The 22671-nt window shown below is 68.2% G+C and carries 12 protein-coding genes and 3 rRNA genes; 9 read left to right on the forward strand and 6 right to left on the reverse strand.

What is annotated here, in order from left to right; genetic code table 11:
- Nucleotides 1-53 precede the first annotated feature (53 nt).
- The 4 genes from rrf to ACULK4_RS12655 form a co-directional block, all read right to left on the reverse strand.
- Nucleotides 54-170: ribosomal RNA gene (gene rrf, locus ACULK4_RS12640) — 5S ribosomal RNA — on the reverse strand.
- Between the two features lie 179 nt (nt 171-349).
- Nucleotides 350-3451: ribosomal RNA gene (locus ACULK4_RS12645) — 23S ribosomal RNA — on the reverse strand.
- Nucleotides 3452-3921: 470 nt separating this feature from the next.
- Nucleotides 3922-5446 (reverse strand): 16S ribosomal RNA (locus ACULK4_RS12650).
- The 16S, 23S and 5S rRNA genes sit together here, the layout of an rRNA operon.
- A gap of 583 nt (nt 5447-6029) precedes the next feature.
- Nucleotides 6030-6872 (reverse strand): aldo/keto reductase, encoded by an 843-nt coding sequence (locus ACULK4_RS12655; protein WP_445965944.1) that lies wholly within the window; start codon nt 6870-6872, stop codon nt 6030-6032.
- A 180-nt stretch (nt 6873-7052) separates the two neighbouring features.
- Here ACULK4_RS12655 and ACULK4_RS12660 point away from each other — a divergent pair, with 180 nt between their 5' ends.
- From ACULK4_RS12660 to ACULK4_RS12670, 3 genes are all read left to right on the forward strand, one after another.
- Nucleotides 7053-8414, forward strand: coding sequence for an FAD-binding oxidoreductase (locus ACULK4_RS12660; protein WP_445965945.1), 1362 nt, complete (start codon nt 7053-7055; stop codon nt 8412-8414).
- Between the two features lie 68 nt (nt 8415-8482).
- Nucleotides 8483-12517 (forward strand): ATP-dependent RNA helicase HrpA, encoded by a 4035-nt coding sequence (hrpA, locus tag ACULK4_RS12665; protein WP_445965946.1) that lies wholly within the window; start codon nt 8483-8485, stop codon nt 12515-12517.
- A gap of 145 nt (nt 12518-12662) precedes the next feature.
- On the forward strand, nt 12663-14300 hold the full coding sequence (locus ACULK4_RS12670; RefSeq protein ID WP_445965947.1) for a M20/M25/M40 family metallo-hydrolase: 1638 nt from the start codon (nt 12663-12665) through the stop codon (nt 14298-14300).
- Nucleotides 14301-14303: 3 nt separating this feature from the next.
- On the opposite strand, the gene ACULK4_RS12675 is transcribed toward ACULK4_RS12670, so the two are convergent.
- Both ACULK4_RS12675 and ACULK4_RS12680 read right to left on the reverse strand, forming a co-directional pair.
- A complete protein-coding gene (locus tag ACULK4_RS12675) occupies nt 14304-14816 on the reverse strand; it encodes an SRPBCC domain-containing protein (RefSeq protein WP_445965948.1) in 513 nt (170 codons plus the stop codon).
- A complete protein-coding gene (locus tag ACULK4_RS12680; protein WP_445965949.1) occupies nt 14816-15151 on the reverse strand; it encodes an ArsR/SmtB family transcription factor in 336 nt (111 codons plus the stop codon). The genes ACULK4_RS12675 and ACULK4_RS12680 overlap by 1 nt, the downstream gene beginning before the upstream one ends.
- A 94-nt stretch (nt 15152-15245) precedes the next feature.
- Between ACULK4_RS12680 and ACULK4_RS12685 the strand changes: the two genes are divergently transcribed.
- From ACULK4_RS12685 to ACULK4_RS12710, 6 genes are all read left to right on the forward strand, one after another.
- Nucleotides 15246-16454 carry an MFS transporter gene (locus ACULK4_RS12685; RefSeq protein WP_445965950.1) on the forward strand — a complete coding sequence of 403 codons (1209 nt, stop codon included), beginning with the start codon at nt 15246-15248 and terminating at the stop codon, nt 16452-16454.
- 42 nt (nt 16455-16496) lie between these two features.
- Nucleotides 16497-17327: an aldo/keto reductase gene (locus tag ACULK4_RS12690; protein ID WP_445965951.1), complete on the forward strand. Its 831-nt coding sequence runs from the start codon at nt 16497-16499 to the stop codon at nt 17325-17327.
- A gap of 51 nt (nt 17328-17378) precedes the next feature.
- Complete coding sequence (gene crtI / locus ACULK4_RS12695; protein WP_445965952.1) at nt 17379-18941, forward strand: phytoene desaturase family protein; 1563 nt, start codon at nt 17379-17381, stop codon at nt 18939-18941.
- Nucleotides 18938-20377 carry a carotenoid oxygenase family protein gene (locus tag ACULK4_RS12700; protein ID WP_445965953.1) on the forward strand — a complete coding sequence of 480 codons (1440 nt, stop codon included), beginning with the start codon at nt 18938-18940 and terminating at the stop codon, nt 20375-20377. Before crtI ends, ACULK4_RS12700 begins: the two co-directional genes overlap by 4 nt.
- A 99-nt stretch (nt 20378-20476) precedes the next feature.
- Complete coding sequence (locus ACULK4_RS12705; protein WP_445965954.1) at nt 20477-21415, forward strand: DUF4349 domain-containing protein; 939 nt, start codon at nt 20477-20479, stop codon at nt 21413-21415.
- Between the two features lie 9 nt (nt 21416-21424).
- A complete protein-coding gene (locus tag ACULK4_RS12710; protein WP_445965955.1) occupies nt 21425-22600 on the forward strand; it encodes an acyl-CoA dehydrogenase family protein in 1176 nt (391 codons plus the stop codon).
- Nucleotides 22601-22671 lie beyond the last annotated feature (71 nt).

A 22671-nucleotide genomic window follows, 5' to 3' on the forward strand; every position in this document is an offset into this window, starting at 1 on the left:
GCCGTGAAATGCAGAAGAGCCGCCCAACTCTGGGCGGCTCTTCCGTGAAAGATGTCCGGCGGTGTCCTACTCTCCCACAGGGTCGCCCCTGCAGTACCATCGGCGCTGCGAGTCTTAGCTTCCGGGTTCGGAATGTGTCCGGGCGTTTCCCTCGCGCTATGGCCGCCGAAACTCTAGGACCAGCACACCCGCGCGGGGGTGTGGTGGTGGTCTCGGTGGGCCCCGACCGGGTGGGTCGGGGCGTGTATCACTGTGTGATTGTGTGTGTTTTCCCGTCTGCTGGGAACCACAGAGTGGACGCGAGTCATCAGGCCACGCACTCCAGCCTTACAACAGAGTGTGTGTAGTGATTGTCAAGTTATCGGCGTATTAGTACCAGTCAGCTGCACACCTTGCGGTGCTTCCACATCTGGCCTATCAACCCAGTCGTCTGGCTGGGAGCCTCTCCCCCCGAAGGGGATGGAAATCTCATCTTGAGGCCGGCTTCCCGCTTAGATGCTTTCAGCGGTTATCCATCCCGAACGTAGCTAACCAGCGGTGCTCCTGGCGGAACAACTGGCACACCAGAGGTTCGTCCAACCCGGTCCTCTCGTACTAGGGTCAGATCCTCTCAAATTTCCTGCGCGCGCAGAGGATAGGGACCGAACTGTCTCACGACGTTCTAAACCCAGCTCGCGTACCGCTTTAATGGGCGAACAGCCCAACCCTTGGGACCTACTCCAGCCCCAGGATGCGACGAGCCGACATCGAGGTGCCAAACCATGCCGTCGATATGGACTCTTGGGCAAGATCAGCCTGTTATCCCCGAGGTACCTTTTATCCGTTGAGCGACAGCGCTTCCACAAGCCACTGCCGGATCACTAGTCCCGACTTTCGTCCCTGCTCGACCTGTCAGTCTCGCAGTCAAGCTCCCTTGTGCACTTACACTCGCCACCTGATTGCCAACCAGGTTGAGGGAACCTTTGGGCGCCTCCGTTACTCTTTGGGAGGCAACCGCCCCAGTTAAACTACCCACCAGGCACTGTCCCTGAACCGGATCACGGTTCGAAGTTAGATATCCAGAGTGACCAGAGTGGTATTTCAACAATGACTCCACGAACACTGGCGTGCCCGCTTCACAGTCTCCCACCTATCCTACACAAGCCACACCGAACACCAATACCAAGCTGTAGTAAAGGTCACGGGGTCTTTCCGTCCTTCTGCGCGTAACGAGCATCTTTACTCGTAATGCAATTTCGCCGAGTTCGCGGTTGAGACAGCTGGGAAGTCGTTACGCCATTCGTGCAGGTCGGAACTTACCCGACAAGGAATTTCGCTACCTTAGGATGGTTATAGTTACCACCGCCGTTTACTGGGGCTTAAATTCTCAGCTTCGCTCCGAAGAGCTAACCGGTCCTCTTAACCTTCCAGCACCGGGCAGGCGTCAGTCCGTATACATCGTCTTGCGACTTGGCACGGACCTGTGTTTTTAGTAAACAGTCGCTTCCCACTGGTCTCTGCGGCCTTCAACGCTCCAGGAGCAAGTCCCTTCACGAATCCGGCCCCCCTTCTCCCGAAGTTACGGGGGCATTTTGCCGAGTTCCTTAACCACGATTCTCTCGATCTCCTCGGTATTCTCTACCTGACCACCTGAGTCGGTTTGGGGTACGGGCGGCTGGAACCTCGCGTCGATGCTTTTCTCGGCAGCATAGGATCACCCACTTTTCATCCGCATCACGTCTCAGCCTGCATGAGCGACGGATTTGCCTATCGCTCGGCCTACACGCTTGCCCCGGGACAACCATCGCCCGGGCTGGGCTACCTTCCTGCGTCACACCTGTTATCACGCTCACTCCACCAGATGGGGTCGCATGCCGCCCCGCAACGTCCCCCGAAGGGTCGGTCACGGCTTGGGATGCTTAGCACTCCTGGCTTCGTGTGGGCGGTTCTTCGCCGGTACGGGAATATCAACCCGTTGTCCATCGACTACGCCTGTCGGCCTCGCCTTAGGTCCCGACTTACCCAGGGCAGATTAGCTTGACCCTGGAACCCTTGGTCTTCCGGAGGACGGGTTTCTCACCCGTCTTTCGCTACTCATGCCTGCATTCTCACTCGTGTGCCGTCCACGGCTGGTTTCCACCGCCGCTTCACCCAGCACACGACGCTCTCCTACCCATCAACACGGCTGGACCACGAAGGCCTGCCTATACGCGTCAATGCCACAACTTCGGTGACGTGCTTGAGCCCCGTTACATTGTCGGCGCGGAATCACTTGACCAGTGAGCTATTACGCACTCTTTCAAGGGTGGCTGCTTCTAAGCCAACCTCCTGGTTGTCTGTGCAACTCCACATCCTTTCCCACTTAGCACGCGCTTAGGGACCTTAGTTGGTGGTCTGGGTTGTTTCCCTCTCGACGATGAAGCTTATCCCCCACCGTCTCACTGCTGCGCTCTCACTTACCGGCATTCGGAGTTTGGCTGACGTCAGTAACCTGTTGAGGCCCATCGGCCATCCAGTAGCTCTACCTCCGGCAAGAAACACGCAACGCTGCACCTAAATGCATTTCGGAGAGAACCAGCTATCACGAAGTTTGATTGGCCTTTCACCCCTATCCACAGCTCATCCCCTCAGTTTTCAACCTAAGTGGGTTCGGTCCTCCACGACGTCTTACCGTCGCTTCAACCTGGCCATGGATAGATCACTTCGCTTCGGGTCTAGGACCTGCGACTGAATCGCCCTATTCAGACTCGCTTTCGCTACGGCTGCCCCACACGGGTTAACCTCGCCACAGATCACTAACTCGCAGGCTCATTCTTCAAAAGGCACGCTGTCACCCCAACAAGGAGGCTCCAACGGTTTGTAAGCAAACGGTTTCAGGTACTATTTCACTCCCCTCCCGGGGTACTTTTCACCTTTCCCTCACGGTACTTGTCCGCTATCGGTCATCTGGGAGTATTTAGGCTTATCAGGTGGTCCTGACAGATTCACACGGGATTTCTCGGGCCCCGTGCTACTTGGGATCCCCCTCCGGCCGGCCAGGCATTTCGACTACGGGACTCACACCCACTCCGGTCCGGCTTTCAATCCGGTTCGTCTATACCTGACGCGTCACCGCGGCTGTCCGGCAGAACAGCCCGAGAGGTCCCACAACCCCGACCATGCAACCCCTGCCGGGTATCACACATGACCGGTTTAGCCTCATCCGCTTTCGCTCGCCACTACTCACGGAATCACGGTTGTTTTCTCTTCCTGTGGGTACTGAGATGTTTCACTTCCCCACGTTCCCTCTACCCGCCCTATACATTCAGGCGGGAGTCACCAGGTCACCCTGAGGGCCTGGCGGGGTTTCCCCATTCGGAAATCCTCGGATCACAGCTCGTTTATCAGCTCCCCGAGGCTTATCGCAGATTACGACGTCCTTCTTCGGCTCCAGATGCCAAGGCATCCACCGTTTGCTCTTAGAAACTTGAAAATCACATGAGTTATCGAATCGCACACCCGAACCCGAAGGCCCGGATGAGAAATTGACCAGTGAATACGCCAAACCACACCCCGAAGGATGCAACCTGGCGACTCACCTTTTGTGACCCAGGACATGACGTCCTGAATCTAAGATGCTCGCGTCCACTATGTAGTTCTCAACAGACGGTCAGAACCCCCACCCCCGAAGACCCACAGGTCAACATCGGCGAAGGTCTGAAGAGACCATCACCCCGCACCCGAAAGCGCGAGGATCGTCCGGCCCCTCAGGACCCAACAGCGTGCACGCACCAACCCCCTCGACCCGATCCGTTCCAACCCACCCCGAAGGGCCGGCGTACTGAAACCAGGACGACTCAGCTGATGCCTATGTCAATGTTCCACCCATGAGCTGCCAGCAGCGAACGAACGCCGCTGATCTGGCATGCCTGGACACCCCGAAGAGTGCCAGATGCTCCTTAGAAAGGAGGTGATCCAGCCGCACCTTCCGGTACGGCTACCTTGTTACGACTTAGTCCTAATCACCGATCCCACCTTCGACGGCTCCCTCCACAAGGGTTAGGCCACCGGCTTCGGGTGTTACCGACTTTCATGACTTGACGGGCGGTGTGTACAAGGCCCGGGAACGTATTCACCGCAGCGTTGCTGATCTGCGATTACTAGCGACTCCGACTTCATGAGGTCGAGTTGCAGACCTCAATCCGAACTGAGACCGGCTTTTTGGGATTCGCTCCGCCTTACGACATCGCAGCCCTTTGTACCGGCCATTGTAGCATGCGTGAAGCCCAAGACATAAGGGGCATGATGATTTGACGTCATCCCCACCTTCCTCCGAGTTGACCCCGGCAGTCTCACATGAGTCCCCACCATAACGTGCTGGCAACATGCGACGAGGGTTGCGCTCGTTGCGGGACTTAACCCAACATCTCACGACACGAGCTGACGACAACCATGCACCACCTGTATACGAGTGTCCAAAGAGTTCCACATTTCTGCGGCGTTCTCGTATATGTCAAGCCTTGGTAAGGTTCTTCGCGTTGCATCGAATTAATCCGCATGCTCCGCCGCTTGTGCGGGCCCCCGTCAATTCCTTTGAGTTTTAGCCTTGCGGCCGTACTCCCCAGGCGGGGCGCTTAATGCGTTAGCTACGACACGGAAACCGTGGAAAGGTCCCCACATCTAGCGCCCAACGTTTACGGCGTGGACTACCAGGGTATCTAATCCTGTTCGCTCCCCACGCTTTCGCTCCTCAGCGTCAGTAAGTGCCCAGAGACCTGCCTTCGCCATCGGTGTTCCTCCTGATATCTGCGCATTCCACCGCTACACCAGGAATTCCAGTCTCCCCTACACCACTCAAGTCTGCCCGTACCCACTGCAGGCTAGAGGTTGAGCCTCTAGTTTTCACAGCAGACGCGACAAACCGCCTACGAGCTCTTTACGCCCAATAATTCCGGACAACGCTCGGACCCTACGTATTACCGCGGCTGCTGGCACGTAGTTAGCCGGTCCTTTTTCTGCAGGTACCGTCAAGCCGAAGCCCTTCTTCCCTACTAAAAGCGGTTTACAACCCGAAGGCCGTCATCCCGCACGCGGCGTTGCTGCATCAGGCTTGCGCCCATTGTGCAATATTCCCCACTGCTGCCTCCCGTAGGAGTCTGGGCCGTGTCTCAGTCCCAGTGTGGCCGGTCACCCTCTCAGGCCGGCTACCCGTCGACGCCTTGGTGAGCCATTACCTCACCAACAAGCTGATAGGCCGCGAGTCCATCCCAAACCGAAAAACTTTCCACCAAACCCCATGCGGGGAAAGGTCCTATCCGGTATTAGCTCCGATTTCTCGGGGTTATCCCAGAGTCCAGGGCAGGTTACTCACGTGTTACTCACCCGTTCGCCACTAATCCACCCAGCAAGCTGGGCTTCATCGTTCGACTTGCATGTGTTAAGCACGCCGCCAGCGTTCGTCCTGAGCCAGGATCAAACTCTCCAAAAAAAATGGTCCCCAACACCCCAAAGAGCGCCAGGAAGTTCAATCACTGACAGAGAAACAACTGACTCGAAAATCAAATTGTCCATCAATCAAAGAAATCACCCACCCCATCCGAAGACGAGGCCGGGGTTCAAAAAATTGGCATTGAACATAGTGCACGCTGTTGAGTTCTCAAGGAACGGACGCACCCGAGTCACGGCCTCGCGGCCTGCCCCCGGGGCAACCTCTCTACTGTACCACTCCATGCTGGGCGTCTCGCCATGGACCCGGAGGTCGGTGGAGGTTCCGCAGCTCGGACCGCCCGCTCGAGGCGTTCGGTTCACTTGGGAGTGGAGTAGTCATCTTAGGCTTGAAGCAACCGAGTCGCAATATGCGCCTTCGAGGCTGTTTGGCTAAGACTGTCATCTTCGCGGCCGGAAGCTTCTCGCTTTCCGCTCCGCCGTGGCGACAAGAAAGAATCTACGGGCTGCCGTGGGCGGCGGGCAAATCGGGCCTGCATCCCGGGCGTGTCGCGCCGCTCGGGCGGGTCCGGAGGTCCGACGGCCGGGCCCGCGATCCGCGGGAACCCGGCCGACGCGGCATCCGCTCAGCCGAAGTGGTCGGGGTCGGGCCCCACGCGTCCGGCGCGCTCCAGCTCGGCGATGCGCTGCATCTCGTCGCCCGTGAGCTCGAAGTCGAGCACGTCGAAGTTCTCCGCCATGCGCTCGCGTCGGTTCGACTTCGGGAACACGATGTATCCGCGCTGGAGGTGCCAGCGGATGACGACCTGGGCCGGCGACCTGCCGTGCGCGGCCGCGGCATCCGTCACTTCGGCCATCTCGAGGAGCGGGTACTTGCCCTGGCCGAGGGGGCCCCACGACTCGATCGCGATGCCGTGATCGGCAGCGAAGGCGGTCACCGACGGCTGCTGGTGCGCGGGGTGCAGCTCGATCTGGTCGACGGCCGGCACGACGCCGGTCTCGTCGATCAGCCGCTGCAGGTGCGGCGCCAGGAAGTTCGAGACGCCGATCGAACGGGCACGACCCGTCGCGCGGATCTGCTCGAGGGCCTTCCAGCTCTCGACGTAGCGGTCCCGCGACGGGACCGGCCAGTGGATCAGGTACAGGTCGACGTACTCGAGGCCGAGCCGGTCGAGGCTCGCGTCGAACGCGTCGAGCGCAGACCGCGCGCCCTGATCCGTGTTCCAGAGCTTCGTCGTGACGTACAGCTCGTCGCGCGGGATGCCGGATGCGGCGAGCGCGCGCCCGACGCCCTCCTCGTTGTCGTAGATGCGCGCGGTGTCGATGTGCCGGTAGCCCACCTCGAGCGCGTCGGTCACGATCCGCTCGGTCTCGGGCGGATCGACCAGGAACACGCCGAAGCCGAGCTGCGGGATGTCGTGGCCGTCGTTCAGCCGGATGCGCGGCACGGATGTCGATGTCTGGGTCATGCCGCCATGCAACACGGTGCGCCTGCGAGTTCCATCCCCTGTTCGCCCGTCGCGAAAGCGGATGCCGTCGGGCCGCGGCATCCGCGACCCGACCACGCGCGAGCCGAGTCCTCCAGCGGGCGGCAGGGCACGGGGTCTACCCTGTGGCCGAGCAACGGTGCTCATCGAACGGAGCCCCGCATGACCGACACCGAAGCGACGCGACGCACAGGACCGTCGAGCCTGCGGCTGCTGGCACCCGGCGACGCCGGATGGGATGCCGCGCGCGCCACGTTCAACCTCCTCGACGACCAGCGTCCCGACCTGATCGCCCTGCCGGAGGATGCCGCCGGCGTGGCCGCGGCGGTCGCCCTCGCGCGCGGCGAGGGGCTCCGGGTCGCCGCGCAGTCGACCGGGCACGGTGCGGCCTGCCGCCATCCGCTCGACGGCGCGCTGCTCGTGAACACCTCGCGCATGAACGCGGTCGCCGTCGACGCCGGATCGCGACGCGTCAGGGTCGGTGCCGGCGCGAGATGGCGAGATGTGGCGCCGCGGCTCTCCGACGTCGGGCTCGCCGGCCTGCACGGGTCCTCGCTCGGCGTCGGGCTCGCCGGCTACTCCCTCGGCGGCGGGGTAGGCTGGCTCACCCGCAGGCACGGGCTGCAGTGCAACGCCGTCCGGGCGGTCGAGCTCGTCACGATCGACGGCGAGCACCTCCGCGCCGACGCCGACCACCACCCCGACCTGTTCTGGGCCCTTCGCGGCGGCGGCGGCAACTTCGGCATCGTGACCGCGCTCGAGTTCGACGCGGTCCAGGTGCCGGAACTCGCGTCCGGGGCGTACTTCTTCCCCGTCGAGCGCACCGCCGAGGTGCTGCACACGTGGAGCGCCCTGCTGCCCTCACTGCCCGAAGCGCTCACCACCTGGGTCACGGTGATGCACTTCCCGCCGTCGGACGAGATGCCGCCCGAGGTCCGAGGACGCTCGTTCACGATCCTCATGGCGGCGCACCTGGGATCCGAACGGGAGGCCAGGCGGTTGCTCCGTCCGCTGCAGGAGCTCGGACCGATGCGGGACACCCTCGGCCCGCAGGACCCCTTGGCGCTCGGCGCCCTGGCGATGGATCCCGAGTCCCCACTGCCGTACCGGTCGACGACCGCGCTCGTCGACGGACTGCCCGGCGGTGCGATCGCCGCGCTGGCCGCGCTGTCCGGCGTCGGGTCGCCGCTCACGCTGGTGCAGTTCCGCCACGTCGGCGGAGCCCTCTCCCGCCGTCCCGACGGCGCGGGCGCCCGCGCGACGCTGCCCGGCGAGATCCTCGTGTTCAGCCTCGCGATTCCGATCGGCCCGGACACCGAGAGCATCGCGGCCCTCGAGCGGCTCGACGACATCCTCGCGCCGCTGAACGTGGGCGAGTACCCGAACCTCGTCGAGCACCCGGTCGACGCGAGCCGGTTCTTCGACGCGCCGACGTGGGCGCGTCTGCGCGAGGTGAAGGCCGCCTACGACCCGGCCGATCTGGTGCACGGGAACCACCACGTGCCCACCGCCGCCGGAGGCTGAGCCGCGGTCCACGGCCGTCCCCGCCAGTGGGATGCCTCCGAGCGGGACCACCGTACGATGGAGGGCCGATGTCCGAGCGCGCCCCCCTGACGATCCCCGCGATCACCTACCCGGCCGACCTGCCGGTGAGCGGTCGTCGCGACGACATCGCGCGCGCCATCCGGGACAACCAGGTCGTCATCGTCGCGGGGGCGACCGGCTCGGGCAAGACGACGCAGCTGCCGAAGATCTGCCTCGAGCTGGGACGCGAGTCGATCGCGCACACGCAGCCGCGCCGGCTCGCCGCCCGCACGATCGCCGAGCGCGTCGCCGAGGAGCTCGGCACCGAGCTCGGCGGGCTCGTCGGCTACCAGGTGCGCTTCACCGATCGCGTGAGCGAGTCGACGCGCATCAAGGTGATGACCGACGGCATCCTCCTGAACGAGATCCACCGCGACCGGGAGCTGCGCCGCTACGACACGATCATCATCGACGAGGCGCACGAGCGCAGCCTCAACGTCGACTTCCTGCTCGGCTACCTCAAGCGCCTCCTCCCCCGGCGCCCGGACCTGCGCGTGATCATCACGAGCGCGACGATCGACCCCGACAGCTTCGCGGCGCACTTCTCGGATGCCGCGGGCGAGCCCGCCCCGGTCATCGAGGTGTCCGGGCGCACCTACCCGGTCGAGGTCCGCTACCGCCCGCTCGTCGCCGAGTCCGCGGGATCCGATGCGGATGACGACGACGAGGGCGCGGCGGCCGAGGACCGCGACGTGCAGCAGGGCATCCTCGACGCGCTCGACGAACTGGGCCGGGAGGCGCCGGGCGACGTGCTCGTGTTCCTGTCGGGCGAGAGCGAGATCCGGGATGCCGAGCAGGCGGTGCGCGCGCACGCGGAGCGGCGCGGCGCGGCATCCGTCACCGAGGTGCTGCCGCTGTACGGCCGGCTGTCGTCGGCCGACCAGCACCGCGTGTTCGAGCCGTCGAAGGTCCCAGGGTTGCGTCGACGGGTCGTGCTCGCGACGAACGTCGCCGAGACGAGCCTGACGGTGCCCGGCATCCGCTACGTCGTCGACGCCGGCACGGCGCGCATCAGCCGGTACTCGGCGCGGTCGAAGGTGCAGCGCCTGCCGATCGAGCCGATCTCGCAGGCGTCGGCGAACCAGCGCTCCGGCCGGTCGGGCCGGACGAGCGACGGCATCGCGATCCGGCTGTACTCCGAGGAGGACTACGGGAAGCGGCCGGAGTTCACCGACCCGGAGATCCTGCGCACGAACCTCGCGGCCGTCATCCTGCAGATGGCGTCGCTCGGGCTGGGCGCGGTCGAGGAGTTCCCGTTCCTGACGCCGTCCGACGCCCGCGGCATCCGTGACGGCCTCGACCTGCTGCGTGAGCTCGGGGCGATCGACGACGCGGGTCTCGACACGCGTCCGGCTCCGCCGGGCGCCGCTCGATCACCGGATCGCGGGCCGCAGCTCACCCGGATCGGCCGACAGCTCGCGCGACTGCCGATCGAGCCGCGGTTCGCGCGCATGGTGCTCGAGTCGAAGGCGCAGGGCGTGAGCCGCGAGGTGCTCGCGATCGTCGCGGGCCTCACGATCCAGGACCCGCGCGAGCGACCGCTCGAGCGGCGCGAGCAGGCCGACGCGATGCACGCGCGGTTCGTCGACCCGACGAGCGACTTCCTGACGCTGCTGAACCTCTGGAACCACCTCGAGGCACAGCAGCGCGAGCTGTCCGGCAGCGCGTTCCGCCGCATGTGCCGCAGCGAGTTCCTGAACTACCTGCGCGTGCGCGAGTGGCAGGACCTGGTCCGCCAGCTCGTGCGGCTCGCCAAGCCCCTCGGCCTGCACGTCGCGAAGGAGGCCGGCGCGCCGAACCCCGACGGCATCCACCGGTCGCTGCTCTCCGGGCTGCTGTCGCAGATCGGCATCCGCGACGACAGCCGGACCTCGAGCGGGCGCGGCGGCGCTGGCGGGCAGCGCGAGGCAGAACGTCGCGGCCGGCGGGCGCAGGCGGAGTTCGTGGGGGCGCGGAACGCGAGATTCGTGGTCTTTCCCGGTTCGGCGCTCGCGAAGAAGCCGCCCGCCGCGATCATGGCCGCCGAGCTCGTCGAGACGAGCCGGCTCTTCGCGCGCACCGCGGCGGCGATCGACCCGGCGTGGGCCGAGCAGCTCGCCGGCCCGCTCGCGAAGCGGTCGTACTCCGAGCCGAGGTGGGAGCGCCGCCAGGGGTCGGCCGTCGCGGACGAGAAGGTGACGCTGTTCGGCATGCCGATCGTGCCGAAGCGGCGCATCCAGCTGGCGCGCGTCGACGCCGGGCTCGCGCGCGAGCTGTTCATCCGGCACGCCCTCGTCGAGGAGGACTGGGACTGGAACCGGCTCGACAAGCGCGTCTACGCGTTCATCCGCCGCAACCGCGAGCTGCGCCGCGAGCTCGGCGAGCTCGAGGAGCGCACGCGCCGCCGCGACGTGCTCGGCGGCGACGAGGCGGTCGTCGCGTTCTACGAGCAGCGACTGCCGGCGGATGCCACGGACGCCCGCGCGTTCGAGCGCTGGTGGCGCGGCGAGCACCGCCGGTCCCCCGACCTGTTGACGATGACCACGGCCGACCTCGTCGGCGAGGACGAGATCTCGACCGACGGCGGGTTCCCCGACCGCTGGAGCCAGGCCGACCAGACGCTGAAGCTGCGGTACCGGTTCGAACCTGGCGCGGACGACGACGGCGTGACGGTGCTCGTGCCGCTCGTGCTGCTGCCCCGACTCGACCCGACCGGGTTCGACTGGCAGGTGCCGGGCCTCCGCGACGAGCTCATCACCGCGATGCTCCGGACGCTGCCCAAGGTGCTGCGCCGCCAGGTCGTGCCCGCGGCCGAGTGGGCGGCGAAGATCGCCGCCGAGCTCCCGGCCGGGCCCGAGTCGGGCGAGGCACGGCCGCCGTTCGCCGAGGCGGTGGCGGGCGTGATCAAGCGCCTCACCTACGCGCCCGTCACGGCTGAGGACTTCGACCTCGACCGGCTTCCGCCGCACCTGCGCGTGACGTTCCGCGCGGTCGACGAGCGCGGGCGGACGGTCGGCGACGACAAGGCACTCGGGGCGCTGCAGTCCCGGTTGGCCGACCGTGCGAGCCGCGCGGTCGCGTCGACCTTCGCCGACGGCGCGCGCGGCGAGGAGCGCGCGTCTCGCAACCACCGCGCCCAGCCCGTGGGGGTCGAGGAGCGCGCGTCTCGAGACCCTCGACCTGCGACGGCCGCATTCGCCGAGCGGGCCGGCGTGACGTCGTGGCAATGGGACGCACTCCCGGAGCACGTCGACACGCGGCAGGCGGGCAACGTGGTCCGCGCGTACCCCGCCCTCGTCGATGAGGGTGCATCGGTCGCACTCCGGCTCGTGCCGACCGCGGAGGAGCGCGACCGGGCGTCGCGCCGCGGCATCCGTCGCCTGCTCATGCTCGCCACGCCGTCGCCGGTCGCCTACGTGCAGGAGCACCTGTCGAACCAGGAGAAGCTCGCCCTCGCATCGAGCGCGTACGCCGGGCCGCGCGCGCTGCTCGACGACTGCCTCGCCGCGGTCGTCGACGCCGAGCTGCGCGCTCGGCACGCCGACGGGATCGTGCGCACGCGCGCCGAGTTCGAGGTCGTGCGCGACGTGGTCTCGGCGAACGTCATGGACCGGATGTTCGAGACGGTGTCGCTCGTGTCGAAGATCCTCGTCGCCGCTCGCGACGCCGACCGGGCGATCTCGAAGGCGTCGAGCCTCCAGCTCATGTCGGCGCTCGCCGATGCGCGGTCGCAGCTCGAGGCGCTCGTGCCATCCGGCTTCGTCTCGGCGACCGGGCTCGAGCAGCTGCGGCACCTGCCGCGGTACCTCGAGGCGATCACGGTGCGCGTGCGTCGCATGCAGGAGAACCCGGGCCGCGAGCGGCAGTGGCTCACGGAGTTCGACCAGGCGCGCACGGCCTACGAGAAGGCCGGCGGCACGCTGCCGATCGACCCCGAGGCCGACCCGCGGCTCGTGCGGGTGCGCTGGCTGCTCGAGGAACTGCGGGTCGGGCTGTTCGCGCAGGAACTCCGCACGGCCGAGACGGTGTCGGTCAAGCGCATCGTCAAGGCGCTGGCCGAGTAGGCGACCGAGCGGCGACGGCGGCCGGGGGTTGACCTGCGCGGCCGTGCGGGAGAAGAGTGATCCTCAGTCCGGTGGTGCCGCCGAGACCCGACTCGCTCGGGCCGACGACACATCCCCCGGACCTGCAGCGTCGCAGGGAGACATCGTGAAGCAGTATCGCCTGGGTTTCGGCATCGTCGCGGCGACCGCGCTGGTCGCGCTCACCACCTCCACCGCCAACGCCGCCGTCCCGGCTGACACGAGCGAGTTGCGCGAGGCGGTGACGGCCGGGGCGATCATGGACCACCTCGCCGAGTTCCAGGACATCGCCGACGCGAATGGCGGCACGCGCGCCAGCGGTACCGGCGGGTACGACGATTCGATCGAGCATCTCTCCGCACTGCTCGAGACCGCCGGCTACGACGTGACCATCCAGGACTTCGAGTTCAACTCGTTCCGCGAGCTCTCGGACCCGGTGTTCGAGCGGGTGTCGCCGAACCCCGTCACCTACACGCCGGGCGTGGACTTCTACACGGCCGAGTACTCGGGCAGCGGCGAGATCACCGCGCCGCTCCAGGCCGTCGACCTCTCGCTCCCGCCCGGCGCCGACGCGAACACATCCACGAGCGGCTGCGAAGCAGCCGACTTCACCGGCTTCACGGCCGGCAACATCGCCCTCGTCCAGCGCGGAACCTGCGACTTCGCGGTGAAGGCCGCGAACGCCTTCGACGCCGGCGCGGTGGGCGTGGTCATCTTCAACGAGGGTCAGGAGGGCCGCCAGGAGACCCTGAGCGCCACCCTCGGTGACCAGTTCGGCGACCCGATCCCCGTCGTCGGCACGTCGTTCGCGATCGGTGACGAGCTCGCCGCGCTCCTCGCGAGCGGCCCGGTCAGCATCCGCCTGATGACCGACACGCTGATCTCTCTCAACGTCCCGACGCAGAACCTGATCGCTGAGACCCCGACCGGGCGCGACGACCGCGTGGTCATGGCCGGGGCCCACCTCGACTCGGTTGCCGAGGGACCGGGCATCGAGGACAACGGCACCGGCTCGGCCGCCCTGCTGGAGATCGCGCTCCAGCTCGACGAGCTCGAGGTCGAACCGAGGAACAAGGTCCGCTTCGCGTGGTGGGGCGCCGAGGAGGCCGGCCTCGTCGGGTCGCAGTACTACGTCGACTCGCTGTCGAAGCGGGAGCTCAAGGACATCGAGCTGTACCTCAACTTCGACATGATCGGATCTCCGAACTTCGTGCGATTCGTCTACGACGGCGACGGCTCGGCGTTCGGCATACGGGGTCCGAGCGGCAGCGGCGCCATCGAGGGGGTCTTCGAGGACTACTTCGAATCCCAGGGGCTGGCGTCGGAGCCGACGGCGTTCGACGGGCGCTCCGACTACGACGCGTTCATCACTGCCGGTATCCCGGCCGGCGGCCTGTTCACGGGCGCCGAGGACGCCAAGACGGCTGACCAGGTCGCGGACTACGGCGGCCTCGCGACATTCGAGGGAGCCTCGGTGTCGTACGACCCGTGCTACCACCAGGCCTGCGACAGCATGGACCCGGTGGGCGACGGCGCGAACGCCGCGCTGTACCAGGCGCTGAACGTCGCATACGGGGGCGCGCTCGAATACCGCGGCATCATCACCAACGTGAACAGCCAGGCGCTCGACGAGATGTCGGATGCCGCCGCGCACGCGATCCTCACGTACGCGATGTCGACGGGCTCGGTGAACGGGGCCGGGAAGGCAGCACCCATCGCGGGCGAGAAGGTCGGGGACCGACTCGGTGCCCACTACCTGCGCTGACGGTCAGGACGCCGGCGGCGCGAGTCGGGCGAGGCGCTCGGCGTAGCCGGGCTCGAGTTCGGCGAAGCGACGGTCCCAGCGGTCGCGGTCCTTCGGGGCAGCGGGCTCGGCGAGGTGCCAGGCGAGGCTCTCGAGGTAGGTGTGCCAACCGGGGCCGTAGTCGGGGCGCGTGACGTGCTCGTGCCGCAGGCGCAGCCGCGTCCGGTCGCCGTCGACCGGCTCGAGCCGCACGGTGAGCAGCGTCGGCGGTTCGCCGACGACGGTCCACGTGGTGGTGAAGCCGCGCGGCCGGTCGCACGTCGTGACCTCCCCGTCGCAATACACGTCGCCGGCGGGGGTGAGCACCTGCCAGTGCCCGCCGAGGCGGAAGTCGCCGTGGTAGGCGGCCATCCAGCGGACGAGCCGCTCGGGCGTGGTGATCGCCTGCCACAGGTCGTCGGGGTCGGTGTCGTAGACCTCCTCGAACCGCAGCTCGAAGCCCGGCTCGTCGGGCAGGATGTCGCCGGTCACAGCCATCAGGCGTCCTTCCGTCGGGCGCGCCGTCCGCGCGCGATCTCGGTGTGCAGCGCGTCGAGCCGCTGCGGCCAGAGCCGCCGGTAGCGATCGAGTTCGGCGGATGCCTCGTCGACCCCCGCCCGCTCGAGCGCGTAGATGCGGCGAGCTCCCTCGGCCCGCACCGTCGCGAACCCCTGCTCGCGCAGGATGCGCAGGTGCCGGGACACCGCGGGCTGGGTGATGCCGAACTCCTCCGCGACGACGTCGACGACCGACCCCGCGGGCCGCTCTCCCTCGGCCAGCAGGTCGAGGATGCGGCGCCGCACCGGGTCGCCGAGGACGTCGAACGCGTGCACGGCGACATCCTATCACTCTCGCTTTATATATGTCCAGAATGATGCGACAGGCGAGCCATACGAACACTGTTCGCGCCGATAGGATCGAGCCACCGTGGCCAGCTACTCCGACCTGCTCAAGACCCAGGGCGTCGCGCGCATCATCGCCGCCCAGCTGACCGCACGGTTCCCGTCGGGCATGCTCTCGCTCGCGTTCCTGCTGCACGTCGAGCAGCAGACCGGGTCGTACGGCGCCGCGGGACTCGTGCTCGCCGCGACCTCGATCGGCCAGGCCGTCGCGGGTCCGCTCACGAGCCGGCTCATGGGCCGCCTCGGCATGCGCCCGGTGCTCATCTCGACGCTCGTCGTGTGCGTGGCATCCGTCGTCGCCATCGGCGTGCTGCCGCTCACCGTGCCGATGTACATGCTCATCGGCCTCGCCTGCGGGCTCGCGACCCCGCCCGTCCAGCCCGCCGTCCGCACGATCTACCCGAAGATGGTGAACTCCCGGCAGCTCACCCCGCTGTTCTCGCTCGACGCGTCGGCGCAGGAGATCATCTGGGTCGTCGGACCGGTCGTCACCGCGTTCGTCTCGACGCAGATCGGCACGGCCTGGGGCATCCTGCTCGCCGCGGCGCTCATGGTCGTCGGCGGCATCTGGTTCATCTCGTCGCCCGAGCTCGGCCGGGTGCGCATCCCGCGCTCGAAGCGCGCGTTCGGCACGGTACTCAGGCGCCCGCCCGTGATGCTCGCCACGATCGTCGGCTTCCTGCTCATCGGCGCGTGCGCCGCGATCGAGGCCGGCGTGGTCGCCGCGTTCGGGCACGACGGCGCCGAGGCCGGCATCGTGCTCGCGATCTTCTCGATCGGCAGCCTCGCCGGCGGACTCGGGTTCGGCCACGCGCCGATCAATCCCTGGTCGACCGCACGTCGCATGTTCATCGTGTTCTTCGGCACCGTGCTGGCCGCGTTCTCGATGGACTTCTGGTGGCTCGCGATCACGCTGTTCATCGCCGGCATCGGCATCGCACCGGCGCTCGCGGTGCTGTTCGCCATCGTGTCGGCGAGCGTGAAGTTCTCCGACACGGCCGAGGCGTACGGCTGGGTCGGCACCGGACAGCTCATCGGCGCCGCGCTCGGCTCGGCGCTCGCCGGTTTCCTCATCGACGGCTACGACGCGGTCGGCGCGTTCTGGGCGGCAGGCGTGCTCGCGTTCCTCGGCTTCCTCGTGCCCGCGCTGGCACGCCGCTGGCACCCCGACCTGCGCGGCCGCGACGCGAGCCCCATCCCCGACACCGAACCGGTGGCCATCACCCCGACCTGACCGCCCGCCGTGCCCGGCGACCACGAGACGAAAGGTGAACGGATGCCGCATCCGCCCCTCGCACCGATGATCCGGCTCGCCGACGGGCGCAGCATCCCGCAGGTCGGCTACGGCATGTACAAGGTTCCGGCAGCGGATGCCACGAGGATCGCGTCGGACGCGATCGGGCTCGGATACCGTCACCTCGACACGGCCGCGCTGTACGGCAACGAGGCCGAGGCCGGCGCCGCCGTGCGCGGGTGCGGCCTGCCGCGCGACGAGGTGTTCGTGACGAGCAAGGTCTGGAACGACGACCACGGCTACGACGAGACCCTGCGCGCGTTCGACGACTCGATGGAGCGCGTCGGCCTCGACCGGCTCGACCTGTACCTCATCCACTGGCCCGTGCCCTCGAGGGATCGCTACGTCGACACCTGGCGCGCGCTCATCCGGCTTCGCGACGAGGAGCGGGTGTCGTCGATCGGCGTCTCGAACTTCCACGCGCACCACCTCGAGCGACTCCTCGACGAGACGGGCGTCGCGCCAGTGGTGAACCAGGTCGAGCTGCACCCCTGGCTGCCGCAGCGCGAGCTGCGCGCGGCGCACGAGCGCCTCGGCGTCCGCACCGAGGCGTGGTCGCCGCTCGCGCGCGGGCGCCTGCTCGGCGACCCGGTGCTCGAGCCCGTCGCCGCGAAGCACGGGAGGTCGGTCGCGCAGGTCGTGCTGGCCTGGCACGTCATGCAGGGCACGATCGTGATCCCCAAGGCCTCGAGCCCCGAGCGCATCGCCGAGAACCTCGACGTGTTCTCGTTCCGGCTCGACGACACGGATGTCGCCGCGATCGCGACCCTCGAATCCGGCGAGCGCACGGGCCGCGACCCCGATCACGACTGATCCGGCGCTCGTTTCAAGGCCGCTTCACAGCGCGTCGGTTAGGGTGCCCCCATGCGGGCGGTCGTCATCGGGAGCGGGTTCGGTGGTCTGGCCGCGGCGATCCGGCTCGCCGCCGCGGGTCACGAGGTCACGGTGCTCGAGAAGCGCGAACGCATCGGCGGGCGCGCGTACCTGTACGAGCTCGACGGATTCCGCTTCGACGGCGGCCCGACGGTGCTCACCGCGCCGTTCATGTTCGAGGAGCTGTTCGCGCTCGCCGGCGAGCGGCTCGAGGACCACGTGCGGCTCGTCCCGCTGGATCCCTTCTACCGAGCGTTCGATCAGGACGGCACGCACTTCGACTTCCACGCGGACGCCGCCATGATGCAGCAGGAGGTCGCGCGACGCAGCCCCTCCGACGAACGGGGGTACGCCCGCCTGAGCGGACGCATCAGCCGGATCTTCGACGCCTTCTACCCCTACACGGAGCGCCCGATGATGCAGCTGCACGTGATGATGCGGATGCTGCCCTTCCTGCTGCGTCATCGTGCGGCCCTGGGCGTCCAGCGCCTCGTCGACGGCTGCATCGGCGATCCCTTCCTGCGACGCGCGCTGGCGTTCCATCCGCTCCTCATCGGCGGGCATCCCGCCCGGACGCCCGCCCTGTACTCCCTCATCGTCGAGTTCGAACGCCGTTGGGGCGTGCACTACGCCGTCGGCGGAACGGCGGCGATCGTCGATGCGCTCGGATCCCTGCTCGAGCGGTTGGGCGGACGCATCGAGTGCGGGGTCGCGGTGGAGCGGATCCTCGTGCGGGCCGGCCGCGCCGTCGGGGTCCGCCTCGAGGACGGCAGCGAGCGGGACGCCGAGGTCGTCGTCTCCAACGCCGATCCGGCGCACACCTACGATCGGCTGCTCGGCCCCGCGACCGGACTCGCGGCCCGTCGGCTTCGGGCGGCGAGGCCCAGTATGTCCCTGCACGTGCTGTACTTCGGCGCGGACCGGACCTGGCCGGCGACTCCGCTCGCCCACCACAACCTCCTGCTGACCGGTGAGACCCGTCGCGTCCTCGACCGGGTCTTCGCCCGCTCGAAGCGGGCTCGCGCGAAGACGGCCGAGCCGCTGAGCGCCGACGACCTCTTCCTCTACGTGCACCTTCCCACTCGCACCGACCCGTCCGTCGCACCCGAGGGATGCGAGGCGATGTACGTGCTCGTCGCCGCTCCCCCGCTGGAGGAGGGCGACGAGGTGTCCGAGGCCGCCGCGCGCCGCATCCGCGACCTCGTGGTCGAGGTGCTGGACCGTCGCTACCTGCCCGGGCTCGCGCATCACCTGGTCGTCGAGCACGCGATCGGCCCCGGCCACTTCCGCGATGTGCTGAACACCCCCCGCGGGGCGGCGTTCTCACTGCAGCCGACCCTCTTCCAATCGGGATGGTTCCGTCCGCACAATCGAGCACCGCGCGTCGAGGGCCTCTACCTGGTGGGCGCGGGCACGCATCCCGGGGCCGGCGTCCCGGCGGTGCTGGCGTCAGGGAAGATCGCGGCGGACCTCATCGAACGGCGCCGGATCGCTCGACCGAGGCCCGCCCGGGCCGCGGCGAACGACTCGCCGGTGAACGCGGGTGCCCGATGACGGCGAACCACGCGATCCACGGATTCGGGGAGAGCCCCGAGGTCGCCATCGACGAGGTCCCGGTCCAGGGCGAACTCCCGCAGTGGCTGACCGGATCGCTGCTCCGCAACGGGCCGGGCAGCTTCCAGGTCGGCTCGCAGCGGTATCGCCACTGGTTCGACGGGCTCGCGATGCTGCATCGGTTCACGATCAACGAGGGCCGGGTCTCGTACGCCAACCGCTTCCTGGAGACCGAGTCGTACCGCGCCGCGCGCGACGAGGGCCGCATCGCGTACCCCGAGTTCGCCACCGACCCGTGCCGGTCGATGTTCGCGCGCGCGATGGCGGTCTTCGACCCCCAGGTGACCGACAGCGCGAAGGTCAACATCGCGCGCGTCGCCGAGCACTACCTCGCCCTCGCAGAGACGCCCATCCAGGTCGAGTTCGATCCCGAGACGCTCCGCACCGTGGGCGTGACCGGATGGGACACCTCGAACTTCGGGAGGATGACCACGGTCCACCCGCACCTCGACGAGGCCCGCCACGAGGCGATCAACCTCGTCACGCGGTACGGCGCCGTGAGCAACTACGTCTTCCGCCGGGTCGACACCCGCGATCCCGGGCTGCTGCAGGGCGAGAGCATCGCGTCGCGCACCGTGCGCGAGCCGTCGTACATCCACTCCTTCGGCATGTCGGAGCGGTACCTGCTGCTGGTCGAGTTCCCGCTCGTGGTCAACCCGATCTCGCTCCTGCTGTGGCTTCGCCCGTACATCGAGAACTTCCGGTGGAAGCCCTCGCGGGGCACCCGGGTCCATGTGTTCGACCGCGAGAGCGGGGAGCACGTGCGATCCGTCACCGCGGATCCGTTCTTCGCGTTCCACCACGTCAACGCCTACGACGACGAGGACGGTTCGGTCGTCGTCGACCTCGTCGCCTACGACGACGCGTCCGTCATCGAGTCGTTCTACCTCCACCGGCTCTCCGAGCCCGACGTGCGGATACCGCCGGGAACCCTGCGCCGGCTCCGCATCCCGCTCACCGGCCCCGGAGGGCGTCTCCGGGCGGAGGAGCTCTCGCCGACCGGTGTCGAGCTTCCCAACATCGACTACGCCAGGCTCAACACCAGTGCCCGCCTGCGCTTCGTGTACGGCGTGGGCGTGCGAGGCGATCGCGGATTCTACGACCAGCTGGTCAAGATCGACGTCGCCACGGGCGCGACGACGACCTGGCATGAGCCGGACTGCTTCCCCGGTGAGGGCGTCTTCGTCGGACGGCCCGGCCGCGAGGCCGAGGACGACGGCGTCGTCCTGTCAGTCGTGCTCGACGCCGCGCGCGGGACGTCCTACCTGCTGGTCCTCGACGCGGCATCCTTCACCGAGGTCGCGCGCGCCCAGCTGCCGCATCCCGTGCTGCTCGGCTACCACGGCCAGTTCTACGGCGACCTGCCGTCCGCCTGACCCCCTCCGCCGGACGCACGGCGAAGCGCAACCCGATCGTGACCCGACTCGCAGGCCGCCCCCAGACGGCGCGTCGCGACGCGGGGGTACCGTGACCGCATGACCCGTCGACGCGCCATCCTCGCGGTATCCGCCGCGCTGTCCGTCCTGCTGCTCAGCGGATGCAGCTTCGGCTCGTCGGGCACCGACTCCGGCGAGGTCGCGCAGCCGGACATCGGCGTCGAGGCCCCCGCCGATGACGGGGGCGTCGCCCCGCGCGATGAGGAGCAGTTCGGCGAGGACCGGCTCATCGAGGCGCCCGACGAGCGCAGCGTCGTCACCACCGGATGGCTGGCCGTCACCGTCGACGACCCGGTCGAGTCGGCGGAGGAGGTCGCCGGAATCGTGGACCGCGCCGACGGCCGCATCGAGAGCCGGAGCGAGACGCCCGGCACCGACACGCAGCAGGCGCGGGCGACGCTCGTCGTGCGCATACCCGCGCAGGACTTCGACGACGTGCTCACCGACCTGCGCGAGCTCGGCGAGGTCGACTCGGTGCAGCTCGACGCCTCCGACGTGACGCAGCAGCGACAGGACCTCGACGCGCGGATCGATGCGCTGCAGGCATCCGTCGACCGGCTGCTGGCGCTGCTCGCCGAGGCCGACGACACCGCCGACCTCATCGCGATCGAGTCGGAGCTCACGACCCGGCAGGCCGAGCTCGACAGCCTCACCGCGCAACGCGACTGGCTCGTCGACCAGGTCGACTACTCGACCCTCACGGTCGAGCTGCTGTCGGAGGGCATCGCGCCCGATGCCGGGCCGGACGACTTCTGGAGCGGGGTCGCGGCCGGCTGGGACGCGCTCGTCGGATTCGCCTCAGCGCTGCTCGTGATCGCCGGCGTGCTGCTGCCGTGGCTCGCCGCCGCGCTCGTCCTCGGCGGGATCGTGACCGGCATCGTCCTGCTCGCGGTACAGGCACGGCGTCGCGGGCACGGCGGGCAGCCCCACGGAGGTGCCGGTTCAGGCGATCGCGAACGAGCGGGCGACCGCGCGTAGGCTGGCGGCGTGCCGACGACCACGCCGAATCCGACGCCGGAGAGCCTGCTCGACGACGCCCTGCTCGCGAGGTTCCGCGAGCGCGCCGCCCGGTACGACCGGGAGAACGCGTTCTTCGCCGAGGACCTCGCCGAGCTGCGCGACGCCGGCTACCTCGGCGCCGTCGTCCCCGCCGACATCGGCGGACTCGGCTGGGACCTGCCCGATCTGGTCCGCGCGCAGATGCGGCTCGCGTCGGCGGCGCCCGCCACCGCGCTCGGGGTGAACATGCACCTCGTCTGGACGAGCGTCGCACGTGTGCTCCACGACCGCGACGACGACTCGCTGGCGTTCCTGCTGCGGGAGGCGGCGGACGGCGAGGTGTTCGCGTTCGGCATCTCCGAGGCCGGCAACGACCTCATGCTCTTCGGGTCCGACACGGTCGCCGACCCGCAGCCCGACGGCGCGATCCGGTACACCGGCCGGAAGATCTTCACGTCGCTCTCCCCCGCCTGGACCCGGCTGGGGGTGCACGGGCTCGACACCCGGTCGGATGACGCCCCGAAGCTGGTCTACGGCTTCATCGACCGAGACGATCCGGACGTGCGCACGCTCGACGACTGGGACACGCTCGGCATGCGCGCCACGCAGAGCCGCACGACCGTGCTCGACGGTGCGGTCGCGGCGCCCGATCGGATCGTGCGCCGCCTCGACCCGGGCCCGACCGACGACGCGTTCGCGTACGCGATCTTCGCGTGCTTCGAGCTGCTCATCTCGTCGGTCTACGCCGGCCTCGCCTCGCGCGCCCTCGACCTCGCCGTCGCATCGGCGACGGAGCGCGTGTCGCGGAAGACCGGCGCGCCCAGGTCGGAGGACCCCGACGTGCGCCGTCGCATCGCCGAGGCCGCCTCGCGGCTCGACGCGATCGAGCCGCAGCTGTTCGCGCTCGCGCGCGACGTCGCGGACGGCGTCGACCTCGGAGCGTCGCGGTTCGCCCGGCCGTCCGGCCTCAAGATGCGCGCCGTCGAGGCGGCGCGCGAGGTCGTCGACCGCGCCGTGCGGGTCGCGGGCGGCCGCACCTTCTTCGCGGGCGACGAGCTCGGACGCCTCCAGCGCGACGTGATCGCGGGCGCGTTCCACCCGTCGAGCGACGACGCCGCGCTCGGCGCGATCGCCACCGCCCGGCTCGGACCGCCGCGGGACTGAAGACCCCCGCGGCCGGCCCCCGCCGATGGATAGACTGGCGCCGCGGCACCGGCCGCATCCACCCGAGGAGG

It is taken from the genome of Agromyces selenitireducens, assembly GCF_052748465.2.

Bases quoted from the DNA above. Each gene is read 5' to 3' on its own strand.
- ACULK4_RS12655 (WP_445965944.1), bottom strand. From the start codon at position 6,872: ATGACCCAGACATCGACATCCGTGCCGCGCATCCGGCTGAACGACGGC.
- ACULK4_RS12660 (WP_445965945.1), top strand. From the start codon at position 7,053: ATGACCGACACCGAAGCGACGCGACGCACAGGACCGTCGAGCCTGCGG.
- hrpA (WP_445965946.1), top strand. From the start codon at position 8,483: ATGTCCGAGCGCGCCCCCCTGACGATCCCCGCGATCACCTACCCGGCC.
- ACULK4_RS12675 (WP_445965948.1), bottom strand. From the start codon at position 14,816: ATGGCTGTGACCGGCGACATCCTGCCCGACGAGCCGGGCTTCGAGCTG.
- ACULK4_RS12690 (WP_445965951.1), top strand. From the start codon at position 16,497: ATGCCGCATCCGCCCCTCGCACCGATGATCCGGCTCGCCGACGGGCGC.
- crtI (WP_445965952.1), top strand. From the start codon at position 17,379: ATGCGGGCGGTCGTCATCGGGAGCGGGTTCGGTGGTCTGGCCGCGGCG.
- ACULK4_RS12700 (WP_445965953.1), top strand. From the start codon at position 18,938: ATGACGGCGAACCACGCGATCCACGGATTCGGGGAGAGCCCCGAGGTC.
- ACULK4_RS12705 (WP_445965954.1), top strand. From the start codon at position 20,477: ATGACCCGTCGACGCGCCATCCTCGCGGTATCCGCCGCGCTGTCCGTC.